Annotated in this window: 14 protein-coding genes and 1 riboswitch; of the genes, 12 read left to right on the plus strand and 2 right to left on the minus strand. The window is 37.9% G+C overall.

Annotated features, from left to right (window positions below; all coding sequences use genetic code 11):
• Window positions 1-34 precede the first annotated feature (34 nt).
• Both AC3WJF_RS14020 and AC3WJF_RS14025 read right to left on the minus strand, forming a co-directional pair.
• A complete protein-coding gene (locus AC3WJF_RS14020) occupies window positions 35-958 on the minus strand; it encodes an iron-hydroxamate ABC transporter substrate-binding protein (RefSeq protein ID WP_492453192.1) in 924 nt (307 codons plus the stop codon).
• On the minus strand, window positions 906-1,754 hold the full coding sequence (locus tag AC3WJF_RS14025) for an ABC transporter ATP-binding protein (RefSeq protein WP_492453194.1): 849 nt from the start codon (window positions 1,752-1,754) through the stop codon (window positions 906-908). Before AC3WJF_RS14025 ends, AC3WJF_RS14020 begins: the two co-directional genes overlap by 53 nt.
• A 148-nt stretch (window positions 1,755-1,902) precedes the next feature.
• Between AC3WJF_RS14025 and AC3WJF_RS14030 the strand changes: the two genes are divergently transcribed.
• From AC3WJF_RS14030 to AC3WJF_RS14085, 12 genes are all read left to right on the plus strand, one after another.
• Window positions 1,903-2,949, plus strand: coding sequence for an NAD(P)/FAD-dependent oxidoreductase (locus AC3WJF_RS14030; RefSeq protein ID WP_492453196.1), 1,047 nt, complete (start codon window positions 1,903-1,905; stop codon window positions 2,947-2,949).
• Window positions 2,950-3,252: 303 nt separating this feature from the next.
• The gene (locus AC3WJF_RS14035; RefSeq protein ID WP_492453198.1) at window positions 3,253-4,281 is read left to right on the plus strand and encodes a LacI family DNA-binding transcriptional regulator; all 1,029 of its coding nucleotides are present in this window, start codon (window positions 3,253-3,255) and stop codon (window positions 4,279-4,281) included.
• 61 nt (window positions 4,282-4,342) lie between these two features.
• Window positions 4,343-5,977, plus strand: coding sequence for a glycoside hydrolase family 13 protein (locus AC3WJF_RS14040; RefSeq protein WP_492453200.1), 1,635 nt, complete (start codon window positions 4,343-4,345; stop codon window positions 5,975-5,977).
• 32 nt (window positions 5,978-6,009) lie between these two features.
• Window positions 6,010-8,130 (plus strand): amylo-alpha-1,6-glucosidase, encoded by a 2,121-nt coding sequence (locus tag AC3WJF_RS14045; RefSeq protein ID WP_492453202.1) that lies wholly within the window; start codon window positions 6,010-6,012, stop codon window positions 8,128-8,130.
• 181 nt (window positions 8,131-8,311) lie between these two features.
• Complete coding sequence (locus tag AC3WJF_RS14050) at window positions 8,312-9,553, plus strand: ABC transporter substrate-binding protein (protein WP_492453204.1); 1,242 nt, start codon at window positions 8,312-8,314, stop codon at window positions 9,551-9,553.
• Between the two features lie 241 nt (window positions 9,554-9,794).
• Window positions 9,795-10,697 (plus strand): carbohydrate ABC transporter permease, encoded by a 903-nt coding sequence (locus AC3WJF_RS14055; RefSeq protein WP_492453206.1) that lies wholly within the window; start codon window positions 9,795-9,797, stop codon window positions 10,695-10,697.
• A gap of 12 nt (window positions 10,698-10,709) precedes the next feature.
• Complete coding sequence (locus AC3WJF_RS14060; protein ID WP_492453208.1) at window positions 10,710-11,516, plus strand: carbohydrate ABC transporter permease; 807 nt, start codon at window positions 10,710-10,712, stop codon at window positions 11,514-11,516.
• Window positions 11,517-12,171: 655 nt separating this feature from the next.
• A complete protein-coding gene (cls, locus tag AC3WJF_RS14065; protein WP_492453210.1) occupies window positions 12,172-13,617 on the plus strand; it encodes a cardiolipin synthase in 1,446 nt (481 codons plus the stop codon).
• A 429-nt stretch (window positions 13,618-14,046) separates the two neighbouring features.
• Entirely contained in the window at window positions 14,047-15,186 is a 1,140-nt protein-coding gene (locus tag AC3WJF_RS14070) for a trans-sulfuration enzyme family protein (RefSeq protein WP_492453212.1), read from the plus strand.
• Between the two features lie 92 nt (window positions 15,187-15,278).
• Window positions 15,279-15,391, plus strand: a riboswitch (SAM riboswitch).
• Window positions 15,392-15,681: 290 nt separating this feature from the next.
• Complete coding sequence (locus AC3WJF_RS14075; RefSeq protein ID WP_492453214.1) at window positions 15,682-16,983, plus strand: O-acetylhomoserine aminocarboxypropyltransferase/cysteine synthase family protein; 1,302 nt, start codon at window positions 15,682-15,684, stop codon at window positions 16,981-16,983.
• Entirely contained in the window at window positions 16,980-18,020 is a 1,041-nt protein-coding gene (metX, locus tag AC3WJF_RS14080; RefSeq protein WP_492453215.1) for a homoserine O-acetyltransferase MetX, read from the plus strand. Before AC3WJF_RS14075 ends, metX begins: the two co-directional genes overlap by 4 nt.
• Window positions 18,021-18,080: 60 nt before the next feature.
• Window positions 18,081-19,070 (plus strand): homoserine dehydrogenase, encoded by a 990-nt coding sequence (locus AC3WJF_RS14085; protein ID WP_492453219.1) that lies wholly within the window; start codon window positions 18,081-18,083, stop codon window positions 19,068-19,070.
• Window positions 19,071-19,404 lie beyond the last annotated feature (334 nt).

Consider the following 19,404-nt stretch of genomic DNA (forward strand, 5'->3'; position numbering starts at 1 on the left):
ACCCAAATTACAGTGCCACCCTCAAGAATTATTTCTATTTACCAAGAAATTCTTTTTGGAAAAATTTAAGCTGATAATCAAGTGTCAATGGATCATTGAAATAAAATCCTTTTGCATTTACTTCAAAGACATGCTTATTTTTTACAGCTGGAATATTTTTGTACGTATCAGTTTCTTGGAATGATGTATCACCATCTGAGTCTTTACTAAAGATTACATAATCTCCTGCGTACTGAGGTAATACTTCTGGTGAAATGGCATAATAACCAGGTTTTAAAGCCGTTTCTTCTACTTTTTTAGGCATTTTTAGACCCATTTGTTGATATAAGATCTCTGTTCCTCGTGCCCAATTGTCCCCAAATACATAAAGTTGTTTCCCAGAGTTTTCAATAACGGAAACGGTTGCGTCATCTCCGATTTTTGCTTTAATTTCTTTACCTGCCTCATCTGCACGCTTCTTGAAATCATTTACCCAGTCGGTAGCTTCTTTTTCTTTGTTTAAAAGCTTACCAATTTCAATATGCTGTGTTAAATAGTCCACTTTTCCATATGTGTAGGTTACAGTAGGAGCAATTTTTTTCAACTTATCAAGATTTTTGGTTGTGGATAATCCAATAATTAAATCTGGCTTTAAGGCAATAATCTTTTCTAAGTTATCTTCTGAAACCGCTTCTACACCTTTTAATTTATCCTTGAAATTTGGATTCATCTTCGACCAAGAATCTACGCCAACAAGATGTACTCCTAATGACATTACATTCCCCGCATAGCTTGAAAGAACCACGACTCTTTTTGGATGAGCAGGAACTTGAATTGGTCCATTCTCCGATTGATAAGTGATCGTGTCATTTTTTTGCTCTTTTTTCGAACCATTTGCTGAATCTTTGCCGCTGCTTGAACATGCACTAAGCATTAGCACTACGACTAAAACTAAAAACGCGATAATTCTCTTCTTCATTCTTATTTTCTCCTTTTAATAAGTTATACGTAATACAAATAGGTTTATTTGTTCTTGGATCTAGACCAATATCCGCATCAATTTGATAAACTTGTTTCAGCACTTGATGAGTAATTACTTTTTCGCAATCACCGGATTGAATGATCTGACCGTCTTTTAAAGCGATGATGTAATCTGAAAAACGTGCAGCTTGATTGATATCATGAAGGACCATGACAATCGTTCTTTCCTGCTCCTTATTTAGCTTTTGCAGAAGCTCAAGAACCTCTAATTGATGAGCCATATCTAAATAGGTGGTCGGTTCGTCAAGAAAAATCATTTCTGTTTCTTGTGCTAATGCCATAGCAATCCAAACACGCTGACGTTGTCCACCAGATAGGGAATCAACAGGCTGAAACTTATATTCTATCGTTCCTGTTACTTCGAGTGCCCAGTTAATAACCTCTAAATCTTTTTTAGAGAGACGTCCAAACCCTTTTTGATAAGGAAATCGGCCAAATGAAACTAATTCACCAACCGTAAGACCTGCGGCACTTTCAGGAGTTTGTGGAAGAATTGCCAACTTTTTAGCAAGATTCTTCGTATCGTCTTTCGTAATACTCTTCCCATCAAGAATAATGGAACCTGATTGGTAAGGAATGATCCGTGTCATTGCTTTTAATAGTGTAGATTTGCCACATCCATTGGAACCAATTATGGTTGTAATGCTTTTTTCCGGGATTTCAATAGACAAATCCTTCACAATTAATCGTTCACCATAACCAATATGTAAATGATCAGTATAGAGCTGAACCATAAGGTAGCCTCCGATAAAATAAATAGTTGATATTGATAATCGTTATCAGTTACAATGTAACTATAAAGTGATTCATTATATTTGTCAACCAACATTTTATTAGAATATAAAACATAATTAGCAACATTACAGTTAAGGAGAGAGCAACTTGAGTATATTAGAATGCTTTGATGTTACGATCTTAGGTGGAGGGCCAGCGGGACTTTATTCTGCTTTTTACAGTGGTTTGCGAGGAATGAAAGCGAAGATTGTCGAGTATCAATCACAACTAGGTGGAAAAGTTCATATTTATCCGGAGAAAATGATATGGGATGTTGGAGGGCTTACACCACTTCCAGCAGCAAAATTAATAGATCAGCTTGTGGAACAAGGTCTAACATTTAACCCGGAGGTTGTCTTAAATGAAAAAATTGTTTCCATATCAAAAAATGAAGACGGATTATTTATTTTAAAGGCTGAATCTGGACGTGAACATTTATCAAAAGCGGTTATTGTTGCAATTGGCAGCGGGATTATTAATCATCAAAAACTTAATATTGAAGGTGCCGAACGCTTTGAGGTTTCAAATCTGCATTATACCGTAAAATCATTGAAATATTTTAAGGATAAAATTGTTTTAATTTCTGGAGGAGGAAACTCGGCCATTGATTGGGCAAATGAATTAGAGCCTATCGCAAAAAAAGTTTATGTAACTCATCGTAAAGAATGTTTAACCGGACATGAATCCCAAATAAATCAATTGCAATGTAGTTCTGTAGACTGCCTTGCCAGAACTAGGATTTCTAAATTAATCGCTGGAAGTGGAGATCGAATTGAACGTGTGCAGCTAGAACAATGTTTCACTGGGGAAGTGACAGAAGTAGAGGTCGACGAGGTTGTTGTTAATCATGGTTTCGATATTGATGCAGATCTTCTGAATAATAGTGAGTTAAATATTGAACTTGCTGAGCAATTTTACATTGATGGAACATCGATGAGCGAATCATCTGTACCTGGTCTTTATGCGGCAGGTGATATTTTAAAGCATGATGGAAAGTTGAATTTAATAGCCGGAGCATTTCAGGATGCAGCTAATGCTGTTAATAAAGCAAAACAATATATTGATCCGAAGGCCGATTCCATTGCGATGGTTTCTTCTCACAATGAGGTATTTTATAAGAGGAACAAAAAGCTCGTTCAAGAAATCGTGAATTAAATTATAAATAAGAAGCAATGATTTGTTCTTTTCCTATATTCTAATCATTCATATAGGTTCAACTAGGTTCTATGTTTTCATAACATAGGACCTTTCTTTGTTACTCATTCTTCCTTCCTTAATAGATTTAATTATAGGTAGTAGTCTAGATTATCTGCTTCAATTTCCCAATTAAATATGCATATACGCAAAAACATCAATATTACGAAAAGGCTAAATTGACAGTGTTGCTATTTTTTCATATAATTTTCATGAAACCGCTTTATGAAAATGTTTCATTTATTATTTAGGAGAAATGGCGAAATGAAGATTACAATCCGTGATGTCGCAAATGCAGCTAATGTTTCACCAGCAACTGTATCGCGCGTAATAAATAACCCTGAGCTGGTAGGGGAAGAAACAAAGATTAAGGTGCAGGAAGCCATCGATGCATTAGGTTTCTCACCGAATGCCATTGCACGTGGTCTAAGTGTTCAAAAAACAAATACCATTGGTTTAATTGTACCAGGAATTTCTGATTTTTTCTTCAATGAACTTTATGTTGGGATAGAGGAAGTTGCAAGAAGAAATAATATGAAAATCTTGCTTTTTGATGCACAGCATAGTGAATACAGAGTTCAGGAAGGCCTCACCTTTTTGAAGCAACATCAAGTGGACGGAATTATTTTCACGAGTCGTCCGATCACGAACGACTATGATGCCATCCTTTCTCGATTAGATGTTCCTGTTGTTTTAGCATTAACGCAAAGCTATGGAACATATCCTTTAAAATCATTTCGTGTCGATGATTACAAGGCATCCTATGATGCTGTGTCTTATTTAATTTCACGAGGTCACAAACGTATTGGAATGATATCAGGTCCGAATACAGATATTATCGCTGGACAAACCCGGTTAAATGGATATAAAGCAGGACTTCAGCACCATTCCATCTCCGCCACTGATGAGTGGGTTGAGTATGGAGAATTTCGTTTTGAAGACGGCTATCTTGCAATGGCTAGGTTGTTGGAGAAACAAACTGCGAACAAATTGACTGCCGTTTTTGCAGCAAGTGATGAGATGGCAATAGGTGCAATGAGATGTCTACGTGATAAGGGAATACGTGTTCCAGAAGATATTTCTGTCATGGGCTATGATGATTTGCGAATTTGTCAAATGAGTACACCTACCTTAACGACAGTAGCACAACCGTTAAAGCAAATTGGTGAATTTGCCATTTCGCACTTGTTAAAATGCATTGAAGATCAATCGACAAGTATTGACAACAGTATTCATTACGTTTCCCATCATATTGTGGAGCGGGAATCTGTTCGTATTATAGTACCCGATTAAGACAAACAAGAACAAATGCGCAAGGCGCTTGCGCTTTTCTTATGAAGAGGAGTTAATACAATTGAAACAAATCTGGTGGAAAGAAGCAGTTGTATATCAAGTGTACTGGCGAAGCTTCTATGATTCAAATGGAGACGGTATAGGTGATTTACAAGGCTTAATAGAAAAACTTGATTATATTAAGGACTTAGGTGTAGATGTTATCTGGTTAAATCCATGTTTTGATTCACCGGATATTGATAATGGTTATGACATACGAGACTACTACTCTATTATGGAGAAAGCTGGGACTATTGAAATCTGGAGGAACTTGCTAGAAAAGGTTCACTCTATGGGAATGAAATTGATCATGGATTTAGTTGTCAATCATACATCCGATCAACATCCATGGTTTCAGGAATCAAGATCCTCGAAAGATCATCCTAAGCGTGACTATTATATTTGGCGTCCTGGAAAGGATGGAAATCCGCCAAACAATTGGCGTTCGTATTTTACACCATCTACTTGGGATTATGACGAACGAACGGATGAATTTTATTTTCACTCCTTTGCATCAGAGCAACCGGATTTAAACTGGGAAAATCCAGAATTACGGGAAGAAATATATAGAATGATGCGCTTTTGGCTTGACCAAGGAATTGATGGATTTAGAATGGATGCGATTGCCTTATTGAAAAAACAAGCAGGCTTTCCAGATGCAGAGAACCCAAATGATATTCGCTACTTAACAAACAATCCTGGAATCCATACTTTTTTACAGGAATTAAATGAAAAGGTACTACGGCACTATGATATTTTAACCGTAGGGGAGATTGCATTCGTTGGCCCGGAAGATGGGGTGAAGTATGTTGGCGAAGATCGTAATGAGCTTCATAGTTTATTTCATTTCGAAGTGTGTGATGAGATGCCAGCTTGGGATATACAAAGATATAGAGATATTCAGAATAGATGGTATGCAGGTTTGTGGGGGAAAGGCTGGAATTGCCAGTTTCTAAACAATCATGACCATACAAGGCAAGTGACTAGATTTGGGAATGATAAGGAGTTTCGTGTCCAATCCGCTAAGCTTCTCGCTACGATGGTCCATACATTGCCTGGTACTCCGTATATTTATCAAGGAGAAGAAATCGGGATGACAGGTGTAGATTATCATCGTATTGAGGACTACAAGGATATTGCATTTCATAATAAATATAAAGAAGAAGTGGCAAAAGGTAGGGAACCATCCGAGGTCTTTTCAGAATTAAAGCCGTTAGCTAGGGATAATTCACGCTCGCCTATGCAATGGACTGACGGGCTTAATGCTGGGTTTACTATTGGGGAATCATGGATTCATGTAAATGACAATCACAAAGATATTAACGTTGAAAAGGAATTGGCAAATCCGGATGCTGTTTTACATTTCTATAAAAAACTAATCCAATTAAGAAAGCAAAATCCAGTGATGACATATGGCGACTATCAGGATTTGTCGAATCATCATCCAGAAATATATGCCTATAAAAGGGAACTCAATTCGGAATGTTGGTTCATTATTTTAAATCATTCTGAAAGTAGCTCTGTGTTTGAAATTCCTGAATTATTGCGGAATGATAATTATGAGCTAGTTTTATCTAATTATCCAGATATTGAGACAAATCAGCTTAACAAGAAAATCAATCTTAGACCATATGAAGCGATAATCTTCAGGTTGTAGCGAATAATTATTATTTACTTGGAGGAATTAAAATGACTTTTCACGTAATAAAGGAAAATGATTTATTTTACCTATCAGATGAAAACGGTAACATTCCACAGTCCAATCAAAACTATTTTGGATATGGTTTGTATACAAAGGATACACGTATTCTTTCAAATTTTAATTTTGAAGTATCTCCTAATATTTTGGTGCCCTTAGATGCAGATGTTTCAAACAATTATTTAGGAACGTATCGATATACGAATCGTGAATTACAAGAGGATGGAGCCATTCAAATTCTACGTGAAGTGCTGCTTGTAACTAGAAAACAGTTCGTCGATGGGAAAACGTTCTTTGAAGAAGTAACAATTCACAACTATTCTGCAAGTTCAATTGAGCTGAAGTTGAACTATCAAGCGGATGCTGACTTTTTAGATATGTTCCAAGTACGAGGTTTTGCAAGTAAGGGACAGATGAATGAGAGGACAGTAGGAACGGAAGGAAATGCTTTGAAACTATCCCATTTAGCGCTGGATGGAGTAGAGAGCACTATATATATTCATGGCGAAGTATTAAATGGTGACCAATTTACAGTAGAAAATAATGGTACCTCCCTTGGGTTGTCAAAACAGATTGTCATAGGTGGAAAAGAGACACTTAAATATATTATTGCTGTCGATTATGCTGAAGTTACCAACCATTTATCAACCAATTTACAGATCAAACAATCTAATGTTGAAGAATCTTACAAATCTTGGGGAGAAGGTGCACCGCAAGTATGTGGTGACGATTCATTCCAAACTTGGTATAACAGAGGTCTTTCCGATATTCGGATGCTTTTAACCGATATTGGCTATGGCCAATTTCCAGTCGCAGGTGTACCTTGGTTTGCGGTCCCATTCGGTCGTGACAGTCTTATTACTGCATTCCAGCTACTTTCTGCACATCCGGAAGTGGCAAAGGGCACATTAAAGACAATGGCGGCATATCAAGGGACAAAAGTAGATCCATGGCGTGATGAACAGCCAGGGAAAATTATGCATGAACTTAGATCTGGAGAAGTGACTAGAACGAAGGAGCTTCCATTCGGGCCCTATTACGGAACGATTGATGCTACACCTCTATTCTTAATACTGGCTGCAGAATATTTGCAATGGACTGGTGATAAAGAGTTTATTAACGAACTATTACCTACGGTTGAACGTGCTTTTGCATGGGTGGAGGCTTATGGTGATCGTGATGGGGATGGTTTTGTAGAGTATTATCAAGAGGCAAGTAAAGGTCTTGCCAACCAGGGCTGGAAGGATTCAGGAGATTCCAATGTTCACAAAGACGGTACACTAGCGACAGGTGCAATTGCACTTAGTGAGGTACAGGCGTATACGTATCGAGCTTATAAGCAATGGTCAGAAATATATGCATCACTAGGAAATACTTCACTTAGCAACGATTTTGCAAACAAAGCAAAAGATCTGCAGTCCAAATTCATTAAAGAATTTTGGATGGAAGACGAACATGCAGTTGCACTTGCCCTAGATGGTGAGAAGAACAAAGTTGCTAGTGTTTCTTCAAATGCTGGACAAGTTTTATGGGGAGGTATTCTTCCTAAAGAATATGCAGATAAATTAATTAATCGCTTATTGCAAGATGATATGTTCAATGGATATGGCATTCGCACATTGTCAGCTAAGGAGGTTGGATATAACCCACTTAGTTATCACAATGGGTCTATTTGGGCGCACGATAATTCGCTCATTCTTTCCGGAATGCAGCTATATGGCAGAAAAGACGCAGTTGGCACGTTAACAGGTGGTTTATTAAAGACAGCTTCCCACTTTCCTTTAATGCGTTTACCTGAATTGTTTACAGGGTATGGTGAAAATGAAACAGCTAAGCCGATTCCATATCCGGTTTCTTGTTCTCCACAAGCTTGGGCGGCAGGAACTCCAATATTGGCGCTGCAGGCAATTTTAGGCTTGGTTCCAGACGCGACTAAAGAGATTATTACCATCAATCCGACTTTGCCAGCTGGTATGGATGAACTAAAAATTGAAAATCTTCGTGTTGCAGATGGAACTTTGAGCATTGTTGTGCAAAGAGCGCATGATGGCGAAACGACTTTTAGCATTTTGAATAATACTACTGGATTTAAGGTGCAATTTGCTTTGTAAAAAAAAGATTCAGTATCCATCTACTCTCTCCTAGTTGGAGAGAGTAGTTATAGAATACTAGTAAAATAAAGTTAAAAATATCATCTTGACTATGCAAGAGTGTTGGGTGTATATTGAAAAATGTAAGCGGTTTATGAAAATGTTTCAAACCAATTTACATTTAATAAAAGGGGGAAAAATAATGAAAAGTAGAATACTAGGAGTTGCTTCAGCAGTTGTTATGAGTATTGGTTTAGTAGCAGGTTGTAGTTCAAACGACAGCAGCAGTAGTTCTGATGGCGGAAAGGTAACAATAAAGTTAGGCATGTGGGCATCTAGCCCTGCTGAAAAGAAGCTAGTAGATCAACAAATCGCTGCCTTCGAAAAAGCAAACCCAAATATTAAAGTAAAAGAACAAGTAATTACAGGAAACTATTTGCAAGTATTACAACCAATGTTAGCTTCTAAAACAGCCCCAGATATTTTCTATGTGGATGCTTCTTATGCACCTACACTTGAAGATTCAGGTGTTTTAGCACCATTAGATGACTATATTAGCAAGGAAAAAGTAGATACAAGTGATTTCGCTCCGGCAGCTTTGGAAGCGTTTAAATGGAAAGGCAAAACTTATGGATTGCCAAAAGACTATAACACAATGGCACTTGAATATAATAAAGACCTATTTGCTAAGGCAGGGATTGACTCTCCGCCAACAACATGGGAAGAATTTTTAAAGGATGCTGAAATCTTTAAGTCTAAAGGTATAGCACCACTTTCAATGCCAATCGATGTGGCACGCTATTATCCACTTATCAAAGAATTTGGCGGCAGCTACTATGATAGCTCTTCCAATAAAGTAACATTGGATGATGCTACAAATGAAGCGGGATTAAAATTCTTTATCGATAATATTAAGAATAAAAATATTGTTACACCGAAAGATTTAGGCGGCGACTGGGCAGGTGCTCCATTCTCTCAAGGTAAAGTAGCAATGGCTCTTGAAGGAGCATGGGTTCTTCCGTTCATGAAGGATTCTGCACCAGATCTAAAATTCGGTATTTCTGATTTCCCAACAGCTAATGGCAATAGCTCTAATATGACATTTACTGTTAGCTATTCTATGGCAAACTCAACGAAACATCCGAAAGAAGCAGCAAAATTATTGTTCTTTATGACTGGTAAAGAAGCAGAAAAGATGACAGCAGAATCCGGACTAGCAATTCCATCTCGTCAAAGTCAAGAAAGTGCATTTTTGGATAAAAATCCAGATTACAAAGCATTTGTAAATGGTGTTAAATCTGCTAGTCCTTACCAATTTGGTACTTATGGACAAAATTTTGTGGATGCAATCAACAAAGCTACAGAAGAAGGTGCTTTGAAAGGACTTGCTCCATCAAAAGTTTTAAAACAAGCACAGCAAACAGTTGAAAGTCAACAACAATAATTGAAAACGTCTGTTTTCGTATCAATTATTGTTTTTCGCAAATCGATATAAATACTAATGAAGAGTAACTTCGTGGCATCTTTTCTTATAATTTTTGTGCATATTAACCTAGACAGGTTGTTACTTGGAGTTTTTGTATACAAGAGCAGCAAAGTTTAAGAAAAGAGCCTTGAAAATAGACAAATGCAAACCTTCGGGGTTTGCATTTGTTTCACTCATTTCTGTTAGGAAGTGACATTAAATGAAAAAAACAAGAAATCGATTATTAATGAAAAATAAATTTGATCAAGCCATGAATGGCTATTTATTTCTTTTTCCTGCACTAGTGGCATTAATTGTCTTTTTGATCGGACCAATTTTTTATGCCTTTTATATAAGCTTTTTCCGTTTTTCTTTCTTAGATCCTCAAAACGCAAAATTTATTGGATTATCTAACTACATCCACTTGTTTCAAGATAAGGAATTTTTGCGAGCTCTTTGGAATACTTCCCTATATACTCTTGGCGTTGTTCCAATTCAGACAGCGATTGCGCTTTTCTTAGCGCTAATTGTAAACAATATCCGCGGCAAAACATTTTTCCGGATTGCTTACTACTTACCGACTGTAACTTCAACTGTAGCAGTCAGTGTTATGTTCATATTTATGTTTTCACCTGATGGTCTTTTAAATAAATTTTTAGCGAACTTTGGAATTCATGGGCCGAACTATTTCAACAGTCCAACTTTTGCACTTCCAGCAATCATGATGATGGCAATATGGTCAAGTGTAGGTCAATTTATGATTATTTATTTAGCTGGACTCCAAGATATTCCGGAAGAAGTTTATGAAGCTGCAGAAATGGACGGTGCTCGTGGCTGGAAACTTCTATGGCACGTAACTATCCCGCTTTTAAAAAGAACAACCTTTTTAAATGTTGTTATGTCCATGATTGGAACCTTCCAAGTATTTGATCAAGCATATGTCATCTCTGGAGGGAATGGCGGGCCATTAAATTCGACCCTCACAGTCGTATTAGATATTTTTAACAAAGGGTTTAAAACGATGCAGATGGGATATGCTTCGGCAATGGCATTTGTATTGTTTGCAATCATCCTGATATTCACTCTAATCCAAAACTTCTTCTTAGGCCGAGAAGATAAGTAAGGGGGAAGGAAATTGAAGAGAAATCGTACTGCCCTCTACGTGGTAGCCATATTTTATTCATTATTAACACTAGTTCCATTTTTATGGTCCGTTTATACATCCTTAAAACCAACGGATGAAGTGTTTCATTTTTGGACGCCATTTAGCAAGCTGAATTTTCAAAGCTACACTTATATTTTGCATAACTTCCCATTTGGAAGATGGCTGTTTAACAGTTTATTCGTTGCCATTATCGTTACCATTGGGAACCTGATTGTGAATACACTTGCCGGTTATGCCTTCGCAAGATTTAAATTTCCTTTACGTGGAGTATTGTTTTATATCTTCCTAGCAATCATGATGATTCCGGGACAGGTGTTGCTCGTACCAATTTATATGCTGTTAGCAAATCTTGGATGGATAGATACCTATAAGGGATTAACGATACCTTTCTTAATGAGTCCGTTCATGATCTTCTTAGCAAGACAATTTTTCCTTGGAGTTCCGAAAGAACTAGAGGAAGCAGCAGAAATGGATGGCTTAGGAAAATGGGGAATCTTCTTTAAAATATTCTTACCACTTTCCCGACCATTGCTAGCAACGCAAATTATATTCACCTTTCAAGCGAACTGGAATTCCTTTATATGGCCTGTGTTATTGTCAACAGGTGATGACATGTACACCTTGCCAGTTGGGTTAAATTCATTCTATGGGCAATATAGTGCGTATTGGAATAGTGTCCTTGCTGGAGTTATCATGTTAACCTTACCGATGATCATTATCTTCCTTATCTTTCAAAAGCAATTTGTTAAGGGGATATCGACAAGCGGGATTAAATAAATAGAAAAGCGGAAGCGCCTTGTTCATCGGCGTACGGATGAGTGAAATTTGAAGTGTAATTTCACCTTCGTAGACTTCGACTGATATAAAGGAAACACGGCGAGGAACAAGTCGATGTTGACTTATCGTAGGGAGAAGACGTAGAAATCCGCTAGCCGATAGGCGCTGCAGCTAGACAGATGTTAAACTTGTTAAATGATTTATACGATGAAATATTATACTTTCATTTGAAAATAGAATTCAAGGAACCTGTTTACGGAAACTGCAGGAATTCTTGGGTTCTTTTTTTATAGCAATATAGTATATCGCATAATCCGTATGAGGTATTTTTTATAAAGATTAACGATAAACTAGAAGGATTAGGTTTTTAAAAATGACTCTATTATTAAACTTTGTTCATTTTTTTTGATTCGTTAATAGAGCATTAATATTGGCTAAAAGCACATTGAAATTCACGAAATAGGTGTGATCTTTCACTTAAATAAGGAAGTTTTGTCGTTGAAACTTAGGGAATAACGATAAAATGTACGAAAACAGCCTAAAAAATTGAAACATTGATTGTCACAATCCTTCATTAATGGAAGTTTTCAACCCTTATATGGTATGATACAGATTAATATGGATTGTAAGTGGGATTGGATAAAAGGAGAACAGAATGACAATTACGACGGTCTTATTTGCATTTTTTTTCTTATTAAATTTTGTTTTAGCCGGGGTCGTTATCTTTTTAGAGAGGCGACATATTGGAGCGACTTGGGCTTGGATGCTCGTCCTCTTATTTTTGCCTATCGTAGGCTTTATTATTTACTTAATATTGGGACAAAACCTCAGTAGAAGAAGAATCTTCTATTGGAAGGATCAAGAGAAAATTGGAATCAAAGAAATTACGCATCAACAAATTGATTTGTTACGTCACAATTCTTTTCCGTTTCACGATGAGCGTACCGTTCAGTATAAAGATTTAGTGTATATGCTGCTCGTGAATGACGGCGCAGTCATGTCCCATGACAATGATGTGGAAATTTTCATCGATGGGAAAGATAAGTTCCATTCTTTATTCAAGGATATTGAGCAGGCAAAAGATCATATCCATCTTCTTTATTACATTATTCGAAATGATAATCTTGGTAAACAGCTTCTTGAATTATTAATCCTTAAAGCAAAAGAAGGAGTTAAGGTCCGTTTTGTTTATGATGACATGGGATCTCGGGAATTACCGAAGAAATTTTTCAGAGAATTAGTCAGTGCTGGTGGTGAGGTTGCGGCTTTCTTTGCTGCAAAAATTCCCCATGTTAACTTGCGCGTAAATTTTCGAAATCACAGGAAACTTGCTATTATTGACGGGGAGATAGGCTATATCGGCGGTTTTAATATCGGAGATGAGTATCTTGGCTTAGATGATAAATTTGGATACTGGCGGGACACGCATTTGAAAATTATTGGTAAGGCCGTTTATGCCATGCAAACACGCTTTATTCTTGATTGGAACCAAGCATCAGCGAAGGAAATTCGCTATGAAAAAAGATATTTCCCAGAAATTCAATCCACCGGGGATACCGATGTGCAAATCGTATCTAGTGGTCCTGATTCGGAATGGGAACAAATTAAGAATGGCTATATAAAAATGATCAATTCAGCTAAAAAATATATATATATGCAAACCCCCTATTTTATTCCTGACGATAGTTTGCTTAATGCTTTGAAAATCGCGGCACTCTCTGGGGTCGATGTGCGCTTAATGATCCCGAATAAACCTGATCATATGTTTGTGTATTGGGCAACTTATTCAAATGTTGGCGAGCTTTTGAAAACAAATGCGAAAGTATATATTTATGAAAATGGTTTTATTCATGCCAAAATGCTCGTCGTCGACGGGAAAATCGCAACGGTTGGTACAGCAAATATCGATAACCGCAGCTTCCGCTTAAACTTCGAGGTAAATGCCTTTCTATATAGCCAATATATTGCGAAAAAGCTCGAAGCCATTTACAAAGAAGATATGCTAAAATCTCGGGAGCTAACCATCGAAGATTACCGAACACGTCCGAAGTCTATCCGCTTCAAGGAATCTATTTCACGACTATTATCGCCTATATTGTAGATACTGCCGAGATGTTGTTAACATCTCGGTTTTAAATATGCAAAGGTCGGCCGATCTACTTTCACTGCACTGTTATTCGCCCCTCATAAAGGCTTGTAGAAATTTGAGGAGCTAATTTCACTTGTTCAAGCAGTTCGACCACCATTTGGAACAGTACTATATTCTGGGTGCCCATGCACTCAAAATAAAAATCCTTTGACATCAAAACTTTCCAGTCGTACAATCTGATTTAATCAAATAGGCTACTTTCTTATAGATTGTGTTTCTCGTAAATGTTTATTTATTCTAATATAGACTGAGCTTCGGGGCATCTTTTCTTAAAAGGACTAACCATTCTTAAGTCGAATAAAGAAGGAAAAAGATTTTCATTTTACAATAAAAATAAAGTTTAAGAAAAGAGCCATAAATACAATATGCGGGGTGTGGAAATTGGACGTTTCATTTGATACAAAAGCAGTACATAGCTCATTGAAAAACACGAATGCCATACGTAGTAAAACGACACCAATCTATCAAACGACAGCTTTTACGTTTTCGAGTTTGGAAGAGTTAGAAGGTTTCTATCAGGGGGAATCTCCTTACCTTTATAGTCGAACAGGAAATCCGAATACCGATGAATTGGGGCAGGCTGTTGCGGCATTGGAAGGTGCACCAGCAGGAGTTGCGGCCTCATCAGGTTTGTCTGCTATTTTAGCAGGAATTTTATCGATAGCAAAAGCAGGAGATCATATAGTAGCAGCGGAGGACCTATATGGTGGAACCTATCATCTATTAAAAGAAGAGCTTAAACAATTCGGTATTGAAACGACATTTGTTCCATTCGAGGATTCTGAACAAGTGAAAAATGCCATTCAAAAAAATACAACCCTGCTTTATTCGGAAACGGTAACCAATCCATTTTTACGTATAGAGGATATTGGAAAATTAGTTGAAATAGCAAAAGAAAATGCCATTACTACGATGGTCGATAATACTTTCGCGAGCCCTTATTTGAAGCAGCCATATCTAGAAGGAATTGACCTGGTTGTCCATAGTGCGACAAAGTATTTAGGCGGTCATAGTGATGTAACAGCAGGGGTTTTGGTGGGAGAAACAGAGCTTGTGAAAAAAGCGCGCGAAAAAGTTGTCAATCTTGGGGCTAACTTAAGCCCATTTGAGGCGTGGTTAACATGTCGTGGCATGAAAACATTAGCACTGCGCATGGAACGACAAGCTGCAAATGCAAAACAATTAGCGATTTCCCTTAGAACAAACCCGTCAGTAAAAAAAGTTTACTACCCTGAGTTTGTATCTGAAAAAGGAAATGGAGCAATTGTCACGATTGAATTAGCGGAGAAATGCGATATTAATCGATTTTTTTCATCCCTTGGCTGGGTAAAAATCGTTCCAACTTTAGCAGGTGTTGAAACGACTGTTTCCTATCCACTTGGCACATCCCATCGGGCATTGCCATCTGAGCTCCAACATAAAATTGGCATTACTAAACAAGTAGTTCGCATCTCTATTGGGATTGAGGATGCGCAAGATATTATTGGTCAATTTGAAAAAGCAATCGAATTATCACTTTAATAATTTTTCAAAAAACTATTGACTTATGATTTCCGACTCTTCTATAATGCACATTAAGAGCAATTTAAAATTTTATGAAAACTAAATGAATACTCTTATCGAGAGCGGCGGAGGGACTAGGCCCTTTGATGCCCGGCAACCATCAAACACCCATGTTTGATAAGGTGCTAATTCCTACAGATCGAAGTGATCTGAAAGATAAGGGGAGGAATCTGTATATGAACCCTCTTCTTATGAAGAGGGTTTTTTAATTTCCTCTTTGTAAACCCCACCCTTGTCTTGAAAATTTCTCGATTAACAAAGACTGTTTTCGTAAAGATTGTTGTTTTTCGTAAATGGCTATCAATCCTAATACGGACTCAGTTCAGGAGCATCTATTCTTAAAAGGTCTATTCACTAATAACCTAATTAACGATGCTTACAGGTTTTTCAGCTTTAAAAGCAACAAAGTATAAGAAAAAAGCCTTTAAAACAAAAAAATGGAGGAATGTAAAGATGACAGAACAAAAACAACTTCGCCCAGAAACATTATTACTTCACGGAGGTCAACAAGCGGATCCTACAACAGGATCTCGCACAGTTCCCGTATATAAAACGACATCCTATGTTTTTAAAGATACTGATTACGCACAAGGCTTATTTGCGTTAGAACAAGAAGGTTATATCTATTCCCGAATTGGAAATCCAACAGTAGATGTTTTTGAAAAACGTGTTGCCTTGCTTGAAGGAGGAACTGCGGCAGTTGCCCTAGCATCAGGATCCGCAGCAATAGCATTCTCCATACTAAATCTTGCGGGTACAGGGGATGAGATCGTAGCTGCAGGAAATCTTTACGGAGGTACTTACAATCTATTTGCAGTAACGCTTCCAAAGTACGGAATTAATGTTAAATTCGTTGATGCCGATGATCCGGAAAACTTTCGAAAAGCAATTACACCAAACACAAAAGCATTGTTCGCCGAAATTATCGGAAATCCAAGCTTGCACGTATTAGATGTAGAGGCAGTTGCAAAGGTTGCCCATGAAAATGGTATTCCTTTGATTGTCGATAATACGTTTGGCACTCCTTACTTAACTAACCCTATCAAATGGGGAGCAGATATCGTTGTTCACTCAGCAACAAAATGGATTGGTGGTCACGGCACAGCAATTGGGGGAGTGGTTGTAGATGGCGGAAAATTTGACTGGAACAGTGATAAATTCCCAGGCTTCAAGGAACCGGATGTAAGCTACCATGGTCTGCGTTATGGAGTGGACGTACCACAGGCCGCTTTTGCTACGAAGCTTCGTGTTCAATTGCTTCGTGATTTTGGTCCAGCATTAAGTCCAGATAGTGCATTCTTATTTTTGCAAGGACTTGAAACATTGCATTTACGAGTACCAAAACATAATGAAAATGCCCTTGAAGTTGCACAGTTTTTACAAAATCACCCTGCAGTCGAGTGGGTAAGCTATACAGGCTTAGAGAGCCATCCTTCCCATGAATTAGCAAAAAAGTATTTCAAAGATGGATTTGGTTCCATTGTGAATTTTGGCATAAAAGGCGGAAGAGAAGCAGGGCGTAAGGTGATCGATAATATTCAGCTTTGGTCACATGTAGCGAATGTCGGGGATGCGAAATCACTAATTATCCACCCAGCATCCACTACTCATCAACAATTAAGCGCAGAAGATTTAAAACAAACAGGTGTAACAGAAGAGCTAATTCGTCTATCTGTTGGTTTGGAAGCAGTAGAAGATATTATTGCTGATCTTGAGCAAGCCATAGAAAAAGCAACAGCTGTTTCGGTATTATGACAAACATTCAAACAACAAGTATCGGCAAAATGGAATTAGAAAATGGTGGAATGCTAGATATTGAGCTAGCTTATGAACGACAAGGCCCTGAGAATGCTCCAGTTATCCTTGTATGCCATGCATTAACCGGAAATCAATTTTCGATTGGAACGAACGAGGAGCTTGGCTGGTGGAGTGGGCTCATTGGCAGTGGGAAGAATATTGATACCGATCATTGGCAAGTGATTACTTTTAATGTTTTAGGTGGCTGTGATGGCTCGACTGGTCCTTTATCTGGTCAGCCAGAATATCGCTCATCCTTTCCCACTATTACGATCCGGGATATGGTTCACGCCCAGCGTAAAGCTTTAAACCAACTAGGTATTCGAGAGCTAAAAGCTGTAATTGGTGGATCTTTAGGTGGCATGCAGGTATTAGAGTGGGGAGTTTTGTATCCAGATGATATGGAACAGCTTTTTGTGCTTGCATCGACCCCAGCATTGAGTGATTACGGAATTGCCTTTAACCGCATCGGGATTGCAGCAATCGAAGGGGATGCGAATTTTAAAAATGGGTATTATCAATTTTCTCATGAAGTAAAAGGCTTTGAAGTTGCAAGAATGGCAGGAATGGTAACGTATCGTAGTCCAACGTTATTTTCGCAGCGATTCGGGCGGGAAAGACATTCTTCAGATTTATATAGTGTGGAATCTTATTTGCACTATCAAGGGGAAAAATTAGCAAAACGCTTTGATGTGAATAGCTATCTAGTTTTGCTTAAAGCCATGAATTCACATGATATAGGCAGAGGCAGAGGAGGCTGGGGGCAAGCAGCCTCTTGTATCAAAGCCTATGTAACGGGAATTGGATTTGAGCATGATCTTATTTATCCAAGTGAAGAGATTCAAGCCTTTATTCAAGCAGTACCAAATGGCAACTTTTTTAAGATCCAGACTGATTTTGGCCATGATGGTTTTTTAGTAGAATTCGAGAACTGGGGCCATTTAATACAGCATCAATTAGAAAAAAAACTAACCGGTGTAAGTAGTACAAATTAATGATAGCGTGATGTGCACCTATTCATAGTGTTGTATATGCCGAAAAGGAAAGGTGATGAAATGGCGATTATAAAAGCAGCCCTGTTAGGATATGGTACAGTTGGTCAAGGTGTGTATACAGCTATAAAAACCCATGGGCAGCAGCTGAAAAATCTATTAGGCGCAGAAGTAGAGATTGCAGGAGTACTGATAAAGGATCCCCATAAAAAACGAGATATTGATCCTGGAATTTTAGTCACTACAGAATTTGAAGATATTTTAAACATCCCAGGTTTACAAGTAATCTTTGAAGCAATAGTTGGTGAGGAGCCCTGCTTTACTTATTTAAACCGAGCAATTGTAAAAGGAATACAGGTGATAACGGCGAATAAAGTGATGTTTGCTCGCTATGGGAAATCGCTCCTTCGAATAGGGCAGGAATATGGTGTAAATGTTGGTTTTGAAGCAACGACTGCCGGCGGAGTGCCTATTATTAGAACGCTGAAGCAATTATTGCAAGTCAATCAAATTGAGAGAATTCAAGGCATCGTAAACGGAACGTCGAATTTTATTTTAACCGAAATGCGAAAACGCGGCCATTCTTTTGCTGAAGCACTGTTATTAGCTCAACGTAATGGTTTTGCAGAAGAAGATCCAACAAGTGATATAAGCGGCAAAGATGCATTTTGCAAAACAATGATTTTAAGTGAACTTGCATTTGGCCAGCAACCTAACTGGTCAGATGTTGAAGTAGAAGGTATTACAGAGATTACAGCCGATCAAGTGAAGGAAGCCGAGAAGCTGAACTTAAGATATAAACATGTAGCAGATATATACCGGGAAAATGGTGTGATTAAAGCAACCGTCAAACCAATATTAGTAGAAGAAGCAAATCCACTTTATTCGGTTGACGGTGTTGATAATGCAATTACCGTTGACACAAGCTTACTAGGGAGAGTTACCTTACAAGGACCAGGAGCAGGTAAACTTCCAACAGCAAGTGCTATGGTAGAAGATCTTGCTGATATTTTTACAGTGAAAAGGCAAGAACTTCAAACAGTATTCAAGTAGCTAAAGGAACGTGTGAATTGGCACACGTTTTTTTCTTTTATGGAATAATGACCACTTTCCTTGAGCAGACAAGGCTCAAAAGGACAATTAAGGGAAGAGAGGCATGCAACCTGTCCTTTAGAAAGGCTCAAAAGGACAAGTGAGGGAATAAAGGCATGCAACCTGTCCTTTAGAGAGGCTCAAAAGGACAAGTGAGGGAATAAAGGCATGCAACCTGTCCTTTAGAAAGGCTCAAAAGGACAAGTGAGGGAAGAGAGTGAGGTTAGTCTAAAAAGTGGATACGTAAAAATGAGATTTAGCTTATAATACAATCATCATTTAAAAGGACGTGTTC

Source organism: Heyndrickxia sp. FW510-T9, from assembly GCF_058781025.1.

Coding starts and splice junctions, on each gene's coding strand:
- AC3WJF_RS14020 (WP_492453192.1), bottom strand. CDS start 958: ATGAAGAAGAGAATTATCGCGTTTTTAGTTTTAGTCGTAGTGCTAATG.
- AC3WJF_RS14025 (WP_492453194.1), bottom strand. CDS start 1,754: ATGGTTCAGCTCTATACTGATCATTTACATATTGGTTATGGTGAACGA.
- AC3WJF_RS14035 (WP_492453198.1), top strand. CDS start 3,253: ATGAAGATTACAATCCGTGATGTCGCAAATGCAGCTAATGTTTCACCA.
- AC3WJF_RS14045 (WP_492453202.1), top strand. CDS start 6,010: ATGACTTTTCACGTAATAAAGGAAAATGATTTATTTTACCTATCAGAT.
- AC3WJF_RS14050 (WP_492453204.1), top strand. CDS start 8,312: ATGAAAAGTAGAATACTAGGAGTTGCTTCAGCAGTTGTTATGAGTATT.
- AC3WJF_RS14055 (WP_492453206.1), top strand. CDS start 9,795: ATGAAAAAAACAAGAAATCGATTATTAATGAAAAATAAATTTGATCAA.
- cls (WP_492453210.1), top strand. CDS start 12,172: ATGACAATTACGACGGTCTTATTTGCATTTTTTTTCTTATTAAATTTT.
- AC3WJF_RS14075 (WP_492453214.1), top strand. CDS start 15,682: ATGACAGAACAAAAACAACTTCGCCCAGAAACATTATTACTTCACGGA.
- metX (WP_492453215.1), top strand. CDS start 16,980: ATGACAAACATTCAAACAACAAGTATCGGCAAAATGGAATTAGAAAAT.
- AC3WJF_RS14085 (WP_492453219.1), top strand. CDS start 18,081: ATGGCGATTATAAAAGCAGCCCTGTTAGGATATGGTACAGTTGGTCAA.